General features: G+C 65.4%; 12 protein-coding genes. 11 read left to right on the top strand and 1 reads right to left on the bottom strand.

Features of this window, described 5'->3' with window-relative positions:
* Positions 1–89 precede the first annotated feature (89 nt).
* Positions 90–1022: a LysR family transcriptional regulator gene (locus tag RT424_RS22970; protein WP_313442979.1), complete on the bottom strand. Its 933-nt coding sequence runs from the start codon at positions 1020–1022 to the stop codon at positions 90–92.
* 111 nt (positions 1023–1133) lie between these two features.
* Between RT424_RS22970 and RT424_RS22965 the strand changes: the two genes are divergently transcribed.
* From RT424_RS22965 to pcaF, 11 genes are read left to right on the top strand one after another with little or no spacing between them, the layout of a single operon-like run.
* Positions 1134–2291, top strand: a complete 1158-nt coding sequence (locus tag RT424_RS22965; RefSeq protein ID WP_313442977.1) for a muconate/chloromuconate family cycloisomerase — start codon at positions 1134–1136, stop codon at positions 2289–2291.
* A gap of 3 nt (positions 2292–2294) precedes the next feature.
* Positions 2295–2585: a muconolactone Delta-isomerase gene (gene catC, locus RT424_RS22960; protein ID WP_313442975.1), complete on the top strand. Its 291-nt coding sequence runs from the start codon at positions 2295–2297 to the stop codon at positions 2583–2585.
* Positions 2586–2625: 40 nt separating this feature from the next.
* Entirely contained in the window at positions 2626–3546 is a 921-nt protein-coding gene (locus tag RT424_RS22955; RefSeq protein ID WP_313442973.1) for a dioxygenase, read from the top strand.
* A gap of 27 nt (positions 3547–3573) precedes the next feature.
* Positions 3574–4932 carry an SRPBCC family protein gene (locus RT424_RS22950; RefSeq protein WP_313442970.1) on the top strand — a complete coding sequence of 453 codons (1359 nt, stop codon included), beginning with the start codon at positions 3574–3576 and terminating at the stop codon, positions 4930–4932.
* Positions 4929–5453, top strand: a complete 525-nt coding sequence (gene benB / locus RT424_RS22945) for a benzoate 1,2-dioxygenase small subunit (RefSeq protein ID WP_313442968.1) — start codon at positions 4929–4931, stop codon at positions 5451–5453. The genes RT424_RS22950 and benB overlap by 4 nt, the downstream gene beginning before the upstream one ends.
* A gap of 10 nt (positions 5454–5463) precedes the next feature.
* Positions 5464–6249, top strand: coding sequence for a benzoate diol dehydrogenase BenD (gene benD, locus RT424_RS22940; protein WP_313442966.1), 786 nt, complete (start codon positions 5464–5466; stop codon positions 6247–6249).
* 11 nt (positions 6250–6260) lie between these two features.
* Entirely contained in the window at positions 6261–6968 is a 708-nt protein-coding gene (locus RT424_RS22935; RefSeq protein ID WP_313442964.1) for a CoA transferase subunit A, read from the top strand.
* Positions 6968–7633 (top strand): 3-oxoacid CoA-transferase subunit B, encoded by a 666-nt coding sequence (locus tag RT424_RS22930; protein ID WP_313442962.1) that lies wholly within the window; start codon positions 6968–6970, stop codon positions 7631–7633. Before RT424_RS22935 ends, RT424_RS22930 begins: the two co-directional genes overlap by 1 nt.
* A 15-nt stretch (positions 7634–7648) precedes the next feature.
* Positions 7649–7966, top strand: a complete 318-nt coding sequence (locus RT424_RS22925) for a 2Fe-2S iron-sulfur cluster-binding protein (RefSeq protein WP_313442961.1) — start codon at positions 7649–7651, stop codon at positions 7964–7966.
* Between the two features lie 3 nt (positions 7967–7969).
* The gene (gene pcaD, locus RT424_RS22920; RefSeq protein WP_313442959.1) at positions 7970–8740 is read left to right on the top strand and encodes a 3-oxoadipate enol-lactonase; all 771 of its coding nucleotides are present in this window, start codon (positions 7970–7972) and stop codon (positions 8738–8740) included.
* Between the two features lie 5 nt (positions 8741–8745).
* Entirely contained in the window at positions 8746–9948 is a 1203-nt protein-coding gene (pcaF, locus tag RT424_RS22915; protein WP_313442956.1) for a 3-oxoadipyl-CoA thiolase, read from the top strand.
* The last annotated feature ends 56 nt before the right edge of the window (positions 9949–10004 follow it).

The raw sequence follows: 10004 nt of genomic DNA, 5'->3' as shown, positions 1-10004 counted from the left end.
ACTACCGTTGGGTGGTAGGGTGGGGGCGCGGGCCGGTGCCGCTCAAATTCGCTTTCAGCGAATTTCAAACAGGTTCTTAGAGCCCGGCCCTAGTCGTTCGCGTCCGGGGCGAGCAGTGGCGCGGGCACGGCGTAGCCCCATTCCTCGTACTGCCGCGCGATGATGGCCGCCATTATCGCCAGTTCGGCGGAGTGGTCGCCCGGGCGGTGGCTCATGATGATCGGTGAGGTTGCGGGTTCCACGAGGTCGCGGAAGGCGACGTCATGGCTGCGGGCGCGGCGTACCGACTCGGGGACGATCGCCATGCCTTCCTCGGCGGCGACGAGGCCGATCGCGATCTGGAGTTCCCGCGCTTCGTGGACGATGCGCGGTTCTATGCCGTTGTCGCGAAACAAGGACATGACCTGGTCGGCATAGCTGGGGCGCGGCATGCGCGGATAGAGGATCTGGGGCTCGTTCGCGATGTCCCGCAGGGAAATGGGGCCTTCGCCATCGGCCAGCGGATGGTGCATCGGAAAGGCCGCGACCAGTCGCTCGTTGCGCAGGATTATGCGCCGGAGCGCCGGATCGTCGAAACGGATGCGGCCGAAGCCCACGTCTATGCGGCCTTCCTTCAGTGCGGCGATCTGGTCCAGCGTGGTGCTTTCCACCATGACCAGCTCGACGTCCGGTGCCGCCTTGCGAAACTCGCGGATCAGCTCGGGCAGGCGGGCATAGATCGTGGATGCCACGAACCCGATGACGAAGCGGCGCCGTTTGCTTTCGGCGGCGGCCTTTACCATGGATTCAAGGTCTTCCATGCGCGCCAGGATCTGCATGGCCTGTTCGTAAAGGAGCTTGCCGACCGGGGTGAGCCGGAGCGGGCGGACCGATCGGTCCAGCAGCTCGGCGCCGACATGAGCCTCCAACTGCTGGATCGCGCGCGAAAGAGGGGGCTGCGCAATGTGCAGCCGCTCTGCCGCGCGGTTGAAATTTCCGTCGCTCGCCACGGCAACGAAGTAGCGGAGAAGGCGTAAATCCATGCTCATTATACCTGCCAGGTATTAACCTCGCACCGGATTGGTCTTTGATGACCGGCCTGGCAAGGACTAGGTAAGTGCCAGCAACACTAACCAGTCGGGAGAGACGCCGCAATGGCTATGCTGGATCGGGTCGATACCTTAATCGTCGATGTACCGACGATCCGCCCGCATGTTCTGGCCATGGCCACGATGCATTCGCAGGCGATGGTGATCGTGCGCCTCACCGATACGGACGGCGTCGAGGGAATCGGCGAAGGCACGACCATCGGCGGCCTCAGCTATGGCGAGGAAAGCCCCGAAAGCATCAAGTCCGCCATCGACACTTATATCGTCCCGGTCCTGAAGACCTGCGACATCGCCCGTGTCGGCGCGACGATGGCCAAAGTCGCCAAGTGCGTGCGCGGCAACCACTTCGCCAAGTGCGCGGTGGAAACGGCGCTACTGGACATGGCGGGCAAGCGGCTGGGCGTGCCGGTCTCTGACCTCATCGGCGGTGGCCGCGTGCGCGACGACATGCCGGTGGCCTGGACCCTCGCCAGCGGCGACACCGCGCGCGACATTGCCGAGGGCGAGGAAATGCTCTCGCTCCGCCGCCACCGCATCTTCAAGCTGAAGATCGGCAAGCGCACCGTGGAACAGGACGTCGCCCATGTCGGCGCGATCTGCAAGGCGCTGGGTGATCGTGCGAGTGTTCGCGTGGACGTGAACCAGAACTGGAGCGAGGCGCAGGCCAAGCTGGGCATGGCGATGCTCCAGGACGTGGGCTGCGATCTGGTCGAACAGCCCATCGCGGGAGACGACATCGCGGCGATGACCCGCCTTGCCACCACGCGGGGCGTGCCGCTGATGGCGGACGAGGCGCTGCACGGCCCGCGCACCGCGCTGCGGATTGCCGCTGCCGGTGCCGCGGGCGTCTTCGCGCTGAAGATCGCGCAGTCGGGCGGGCTTTTCGCCACCGCCGAAGTGGCCGCCATCGGCACGGCGGCGGGCATCGGCCTCTATGGCGGCACGATGCTGGAAGGCGGCGTGGGCACGGCGGCTTCGGCCCATGTCTTCGCCACCGTTCCCGAGCTGGCCTGGGGCACCGAACTGTTCGGCCCGCTGCTCCAGACCGAGGAAATCCTCACCGAGCCGCTCGGCTATGGGGACTTTTCGCTGAAGGTGCCGACCGGCCCCGGCCTCGGCATCGCGCTCGATCCCGACAAGATCGCCTTTTTCCGGCGTGACCGTTCCGGTCCGCGCCTTCACGCCGTAAATGCAGGAGCCTGAGCCATGCTGTTCATGGTCGAAATGGACGTCAACATCCCGCTGGACTTCGATGCGGAAGAAGCCGCGAAGATCAAGGCGGCCGAGAAGGCGTACTTCCAGAAGCTCCAGCAGGCGGGCACCTGGCGTCACATCTGGCGCAAGGTCGGGCTCTACTCCAACGTCTCGATCTTCGACGTCGAGAGCAATGCGGCGCTGCATGACACGCTCATGGCTCTGCCGCTCTACCCCTTCATGACCATGAAGGTCACGCCGCTCGCCCGGCACCCATCCTCCATCCATGACGACGATCGCTGATCGCCGGAGCCACTGAATACAGTCCTTGGGAGAGAACAAAATGGACGTCAGCTTCGTAAAGACCCCGGAAATCCAGCAGCTGCTCGATCGCGCCGCCGGCGTGAACGAGAGCGGCGGCAGCCCCCGCCTCAAGGCGATCATGCGCGACCTTACCGAATCGGTGATGGAGCTGATCGTCCGCCACGACATTTCCGAAAGCGAGTTCTGGCTCGCCATGAAGTATCTCTCGGACAGCGCGGGCGAGATCGGCCTGATCGTGCCGGGCACGGGCCTTGAGCACTTCCTGGACCTCTACATGGACGCCAAGGATGCCGAGGCCGGCCTGACCGGCGGCACCCCGCGCACTATCGAAGGGCCGCTCTACGTCGCCGGTGCGCCGCTGGTTGAGGGGAATGCCAACCTCAGCGTGGACGAGGACGAGGGCACCACGGTCCTGCACATGACCGGCAATGTCACCGGCCCGGATGGAGAAGCGGTGGAGAACGCGATCGTCCACGTCTGGCACGCCAATTCGAAGGGCTGGTATTCGCACTTCGACCCGACCGGCGAGCAGACCCCGTTCAACAACCGCCGCCGCATCAAGCTGGGCAAGGACGGGCGCTATGCGTTCCATTCCAAGCAGCCGAGCGGTTACTCGGTGCCGCCGGGCGGATCGACCGACCAGCTGATGCAGGCGCTGGGCCGCCACGGCAATCGCCCCGCCCACGTCCACTTCTTCATCGAAGCGCCGGGCTATCGCACGCTGACCACGCAGATCAACTTCGGCGACGATCCCTTCGCGGCCGACGACTTCGCCTTCGGCACCCGCGAGGGCTTGCTGCCGGTGCCCAGCCGCCAGGGCGACAGCGCCTACATCCAGTTCGACTTCCAGATGCAGCGCGCCGCCGATGCGGATGATGAGCACTTCTCGTCCCGCGCCCGCGCCGAAGCCGAGCCGCAGAAGCAGACCGAAACGGCCTGACCACACAAGAATACGGGAGACAGGATCATGTACGAACACCTCATGCACCGGGTCTCGACCGCCGTGGTCGATGACGTTGAAACCGGAGAGTTCCGCTGCCGCCGGGACGTCTTCACCGATCCGGCGCTGTTCGAACTGGAAATGAAGTACATTTTCGAAAGCAACTGGGTGTACCTCGCCCACGAAAGCCAGCTTCCCAGCAAGAACGATTACTTCACGACCTTCATCGGGCGCACGCCCGTGATCCTGACCCGCGCGAAGGACGGTGCGATCAACGGCGTGGTCAATGCCTGCGCGCATCGCGGCGCCAAGCTGTGCCGCCGCAAGCGGGGCAACCAGCCGCTGTTCGTCTGCCCGTTCCACGGCTGGAGCTTCAAGACCGACGGCAAGCTGCTGCGCGCCAAGGATGCGAGCACCGGTGCCTATCCCGAAAGCTTCGACCACGAGGGATCGCACGACCTGACCAAGGTTCGCGTCGAGAGCTATCGCGGCTTCGTGTTCGGTTCGCTGAACCATGACGTGCTGCCGCTGGAAGAGCATCTGGGCGAGGCCAAGGTGATCATCGACCAGATGGTCGACCAGGCGCCCGAGGGACTGGAAGTGCTGACCGGCAATTCCACTTACACCTTCGACGGCAACTGGAAGATGCAGATGGAGAACGGTTGCGACGGCTATCACGTCAGCTCCGTTCACGAAAACTACCAGTCCACCATGGGCCGCCGGGCCGAGGGCGGCACCAAGGCGGTGGACGCCAACGGCTGGTCCAAGGCGCCCGCCAGCGGCGTCTACGGCTTCGAACACGGGCACATCCTGCTCTGGACGCAGGTGATCAATCCCGAAGTGCGGCCGATCTGGAACCACAAGCCGGAACTCGATGCCCGGCTGGGCGAGGAACGGGCCAGGTTCATCATCGAACAGACGCGCAATCTGGCGCTCTATCCCAATTTGTTCCTGATGGATCAGTTCTCGACCCAGATCCGCGTCGTCCGCCCGATCGACGTGCACACCACCGAAGTGACGATCTACTGCTACGCGCCGAAGGGCGAGAGCGCCGAGGACCGCGCCCACCGCATCCGCCAGTACGAGGATTTCTTCAACGTCACCGGCATGGGCACGCCTGACGATCTGGAGGAATTCCGCTCCTGCCAGAAGGCCTACGAAGGCGCAGGCGAGCTGTGGAACGACCTCAGCCGCGGCGCCACCCGCTGGATCCACGGCGCGGACGCCAATGCCAAGGCCATGGGCATGAACCCGCTGCTCTCCAGCGAGCGCAGCGAGGACGAGGGGCTGTTCGTGCGCCAGCATGAGTTCTGGGCGCAGATCATGCTCGACGGTCTGGCGAAGGACGCGGCCAATCAGCCGCCGATGATGGAGGCGGCGGAATGAGCACGCTCGACATGACCCGCCCAAATAACGAAAGCACCCTCTCCTACCGCGAGATCTGCGCCTTCCTCTACCGCGAGGCGCGGCTGCTGGACGATCGCCGGTTCGACGAATGGCTGGAATGCTATTCCCCCCAAGTCGAATACTGGATGCCCGCCTGGACCGACGACGATGAACTCTGCACCGACCCGCAAACCGAAATCTCGCTGATCTACTACGCCAACCGGCAGGGTCTGGAAGACCGCGTCTACCGCCTGAACACCGAGCGGTCCTCCGCCTCGACGCCCGAGCCGCGTTCGGCGCACTTCATCGGCAATGTCGAAGTGCTGGAGAGCCGGGAAGGGCAAGTGGACCTGCGCTACAACTGGCATACGCTCAGCCACCGTTACCAACAGACGCAGCAGTTCTTCGGGACTACGTTCCTGACGCTGGATACCTCTGGCGATGCGCCCACGATCCTGAAGAAGAAGATCGTCCTGAAGGACGACTACATTCATCAGGTCATCGACGTTTACCACGTCTGAGGAGACTGCCGTGATCTTCGCAGGACGTTTCGCACGCAAAGTCATGGTCGTGACCGGCGCGGCGCAGGGCATTGGCGCCGGTGTCGCCAGTCGCGCCGCCGCCGAGGGGGCCAGCGTGGTGCTGGTCGACCGCGCCGAATTCGTGACCGAGGTGGAACAGGCCATCGTGGCGGCGGGCGGCAAAGCCGTTTCCGTCTGCTGCGACCTTGAGACCTATGAGGGCGCGGCGGCGGCGATGGCGAAGGCCGTCGCGGCGTTCGGCCGGATCGACATCCTCATCAACAATGTTGGCGGCGCGATCCGGATGCGGCCCTATGCCGAGTTCGAGCCGGCGCAGATCGATGCGGAAATCCGCCGCTCGCTGATGCCCACGCTCTACTGCTGCCATGCGGTGCTGCCGACCATGCTTGGGCAGGGGGCTGGCACGATCGTCAACCTCTCCTCCAACGCCACGCGCGGCATTCGCCGGGTGCCTTATTCGGCGGCCAAGGGCGGGATCAACGGCCTGACGCAGAGCCTCGCCATGGAATACGCCGAAGCCGGCATTCGTGTCGTCGCGACGGCGCCGGGCGGCACGAGCGCCCCCCCGCGCCGTGTCGCCCGCAACGCCGAAGGCGACAGCGCGCAGGAACAGGCGTGGATGGCAGAGGCAGTCGCGCAAGTGACCGATTCCGCCTTCCTCAAGCGCTACGGAACCCTTGAGGAGCAGATCGCCCCGATCCTGTTCCTCGCCTCGGACGAGGCCAGCTACGTGACCGGCACCGTGTTGCCCGTCGCGGGCGGCGACCTCGGTTAAGGAGACACGCGATGTCGAAAATCTACGATAGCCCCGCCGCAGCCCTCGACGGCCTGCTGTTCGACGGCATGACCATCATGTCCGGCGGGTTCGGCCTCTCGGGTAATCCTGAGAGCCTGATCCCCGAAATCCGCGCAGCGGGCGTGAAAGATCTGACGGTCATCTCGAACAACGCCGGCGCGGATGGGTTCGGTCTGTGGATGCTGCTGGAGAGCCGCCAGATCCGGAAGATGATTTCCTCCTATGTTGGGGAAAACAAGCTGTTCGAAAGCCAGTACCTCTCGGGTGAACTCGAACTGGAACTGAACCCGCAGGGCACCCTGGCCGAGCGCATTCGCGCCGGCGGCGCAGGCATCCCGGCGTTCTACACCAAGACCGGCGTCGGCACCGTGGTCGCCGAAGGCAAGCCGGTGGAAGTGTTCGAGGGCGAGGAATACGTGCGCGAAACCTGGCTGCGCGCGGACCTGTCGATCATCAAGGCCTGGCGCGCGGACGAGGAGGGCAACCTGATGTTCCGCAAGACCGCGCGCAACTTCAACCCGAACATGGCGACCGCCGGCAAGGTCACCGTTGCCGAAGTGGAAGAGATCGTGCCCGCCGGCACATTCGATCCCGACTGCATCCACACCCCCGGCATCTACGTCGACCGCGTGGTGCTCTCCACCATCAACGAGAAGCGCATCGAGAAGCGCACCGTCCGCGAGAGGGAAACCGCATAATGGCCCAAGATACCAAAGGCTGGACCCGCGATGAAATGGCCGCCCGCGCCGCAAAGGAACTGCGCGACGGGTACTATGTGAACTTGGGCATCGGCATCCCTACGCTGGTGGCGAACCATGTGCCCGTCGGCATCAAGGTCACGCTTCAGAGCGAGAACGGCATGCTCGGCATCGGTCCGTTTCCGTATGACGAGGATGTCGATCCCGACCTGATCAATGCGGGCAAGCAGACGATCACCGCGCTGCCCACCTCCAGCTTCTTCTCCAGCGCGGACAGCTTCGCGATGATCCGCGGCGGCCATATCGACATGGCCGTGCTGGGCGCGATGGAAGTCTCGGCAGAGGGCGATCTCGCCAACTGGACCATTCCCGGCAAGATGGTGAAGGGCATGGGCGGGGCGATGGACCTCGTTGCCGGGGTGAAGAAGGTGATCGTGGTGATGGATCACGTCTCCAAGCACGGCGATCCCAAGATTCTGCCTGCCTGCACCCTGCCGCTGACCGGCAAGCGCGTGGTGGACATGATCGTCAGCGACCTTGCCGTCTTCGCCATCGACCGCAAGGCGGGCGGACTCACGCTGGTGGAACTCGCTCCCGGCGTCACGCTGGAGGAAGTCACCGCCAAGACCGGCGCGCCTTTCGCCCATGCGCTGGAAACGGCGTAAGACAGGAACATCCAGGTGCCGAAACTGATAGTCGTCGACCGTTCGGGAGACGAGACCGCGATCGACGCCCGCAAGGGCGTTACCGTGATGGAAGCCATCCGCGACAGCGGCTTCGACGAATTGCTTGCGCTTTGCGGAGGCTGCTGCTCCTGCGCGACCTGCCATGTCTTCGTCGACGAGGACTGGGCGGAGGCGACCGGCGGCCCCGGCGAGGACGAGAACGACCTGCTCGATTCCTCCGACCATCGCGGCGCGCATTCGCGCCTCTCGTGCCAAATTGCCTTGACCGCCGCGCTGGACGGCCTGCGCGTCACCATTGCCCCGGAGGATTGAACCATGCCTTTCACCCAGGTTCCCGGAGCCTCTCTCTACTGGAAGCGCGATGGCCGCGACGATGCGCCGGCGCTGGTGCTGCTCAATTCGATCGGCACGGACATGGACTTGTGGGACGCCGTCCTGCCCCATCTTCGCGACCGCTTCGCCCTGCTGCGGATCGATACGCGCGGTCACGGCGCCTCGGCGGCCGAGCCGGGCGACTTTTCGATGGCCATGCTCGCGGATGACGTGCTGGCTGTGGCCGATCACGCCGGGCTTGCTTCATTCGCGGTGGCGGGCGTGTCGCTGGGCGGCATGATCGGCATGGAACTGGCGCTCCGCGCGCCTGAGCGGGTGACGAAGCTCGTGCCGGTTTGCACCTCCGCGACGATGGACAGCGCTTCGTGGAACGACCGTATCGCCAAAGTACGCGGTGAGGGCATGGCCGCCATCGCCGATCTGGCGATGGGCCGCTTCCTGTCGGACGCCGGCGAACCTGCCATTTACGAAACCGTGCGCCGCCAGCTCCTGACCATGGATGCGCAAGGCTACGCCGGTTGCGGCGCGGCGATCCGCGACATGGATCTTGCCGAGCGCATCGGTGCGATTGCCGCGCCGACGTTGGTCGTCACCGGCACCCGCGACACCTCGACCCCGTTCGAGGGGCACGGTGAGCATCTCGTCGCACGCATCCCGGGCGCGGCGCATGTAGCACTCGAAGCCGCGCACCTTGCGCCGCTCGAAGCGCCCCAGGCGCTGGCGGCGGCCCTCGCTTCATTTCTGGAAAGCTGAAGAACATGGCCCAAGCCTTCATCTGTGACGCCATTCGCACTCCCGTCGGCAAACTCAACGGATCGCTGTCGAGCGTGCGCGCCGATGATCTTGCCGCGATCCCGTTGCGTGCGCTGGCCGAACGCAACGGCAATGTGGACTGGGCTGCGCTCGACGACGTGATTCTGGGCTGTGCCAACCAGGCGGGCGAGGACAATCGCAATGTCGCGCGCATGGCCGTGCTGCTGGCCGGGCTGCCAGAGACGGTGCCGGGCGTGACGGTCAACCGCCTGTGTTCCTCGGGCCTCAATGCCATCGGCATCGCCGCGCAGGCGATCCGCAGCGGGGATGCGGACTTCCTGATCGCGGGCGGCGCCGAAAGTATGACCCGCGCGCCTTATGTCATGGGCAAGGCGGACAGCGCCTTCGGACGTGGCCAGAAGATCGAGGACACGACGCTGGGCTGGCGCTTCGTCAACCCGGCGATGAAGGCCGCCTACGGTGTCGATACCATGCCGCAGACCGGCGAGAACGTAGCCGAGCAGTGGCAGGTGAGCCGCGAGGAGCAGGACCGCTTCGCCCTCGCCAGTCAGGAGAAGGCCGCACGGGCACAGGCCAGCGGCCGCCTTGCCGCAGAGATCGTCCCCGTCTCGATCCCGCCGCGCAAGGGTGATCCGGTCCTTTTCTCCGCCGACGAGCATCTGCGCGCGACCAGTCTTGAGGCACTGGCGAAACTGAAGCCGGTGGTGAAGCCGGACGGCACCGTGACGGCAGGCAATGCCTCCGGCCTCAACGACGGCGCGGCGGCCATGCTGGTCGCCAGCGAGGAAGCAGCGAAGCGCCACGGCCTCACCCCGCGCGCCCGGGTGATAGGCATGGCGGCGGCCGGGATCGCCCCGCGCGTGATGGGTGCCGGGCCGATCGAGGCAGCGCGCAAGGTGCTGGCCCGCAACGGCCTGACCGTGGATCGGCTCGACGTCATCGAACTCAACGAAGCCTTCGCTAGCCAGGCCATTGCCACCTTGCGCGATCTCGGGATCGATCCCGCCGATCCGCGCGTGAACCCCAACGGCGGCGCCATCGCGCTGGGCCATCCGCTCGGCATGTCGGGCGCGCGCATCGCGATGTCGGCGGTGGAGGAGCTGCAGCGCACCGGCGGACGCTATGCGCTGGCCTTCATGTGCATCGGCGTCGGGCAGGGGCTTGCCCTGCTGATAGAGCGCGTGTGATGGCCGATCGAGCAGACGTCGTTATCGTGGGAGCCGGGCACGGGGGAGCGCAATGC

The organism is Novosphingobium sp. (genome assembly GCF_032093395.1).
Classification (GTDB): domain Bacteria; phylum Pseudomonadota; class Alphaproteobacteria; order Sphingomonadales; family Sphingomonadaceae; genus Novosphingobium.
Note: the sequence above shows the minus strand (reverse complement) of the source record. Positions and strands in the feature narration are given on the sequence as shown.

Excerpts from the sequence above, each read along its gene's own strand:
- RT424_RS22970 (WP_313442979.1), bottom strand. The coding sequence starts at position 1,022 with ATGGATTTACGCCTTCTCCGCTACTTCGTTGCCGTGGCGAGCGACGGA.
- RT424_RS22965 (WP_313442977.1), top strand. The coding sequence starts at position 1,134 with ATGGCTATGCTGGATCGGGTCGATACCTTAATCGTCGATGTACCGACG.
- catC (WP_313442975.1), top strand. The coding sequence starts at position 2,295 with ATGCTGTTCATGGTCGAAATGGACGTCAACATCCCGCTGGACTTCGAT.
- RT424_RS22955 (WP_313442973.1), top strand. The coding sequence starts at position 2,626 with ATGGACGTCAGCTTCGTAAAGACCCCGGAAATCCAGCAGCTGCTCGAT.
- RT424_RS22950 (WP_313442970.1), top strand. The coding sequence starts at position 3,574 with ATGTACGAACACCTCATGCACCGGGTCTCGACCGCCGTGGTCGATGAC.
- benB (WP_313442968.1), top strand. The coding sequence starts at position 4,929 with ATGAGCACGCTCGACATGACCCGCCCAAATAACGAAAGCACCCTCTCC.
- RT424_RS22935 (WP_313442964.1), top strand. The coding sequence starts at position 6,261 with ATGTCGAAAATCTACGATAGCCCCGCCGCAGCCCTCGACGGCCTGCTG.
- RT424_RS22930 (WP_313442962.1), top strand. The coding sequence starts at position 6,968 with ATGGCCCAAGATACCAAAGGCTGGACCCGCGATGAAATGGCCGCCCGC.
- pcaD (WP_313442959.1), top strand. The coding sequence starts at position 7,970 with ATGCCTTTCACCCAGGTTCCCGGAGCCTCTCTCTACTGGAAGCGCGAT.
- pcaF (WP_313442956.1), top strand. The coding sequence starts at position 8,746 with ATGGCCCAAGCCTTCATCTGTGACGCCATTCGCACTCCCGTCGGCAAA.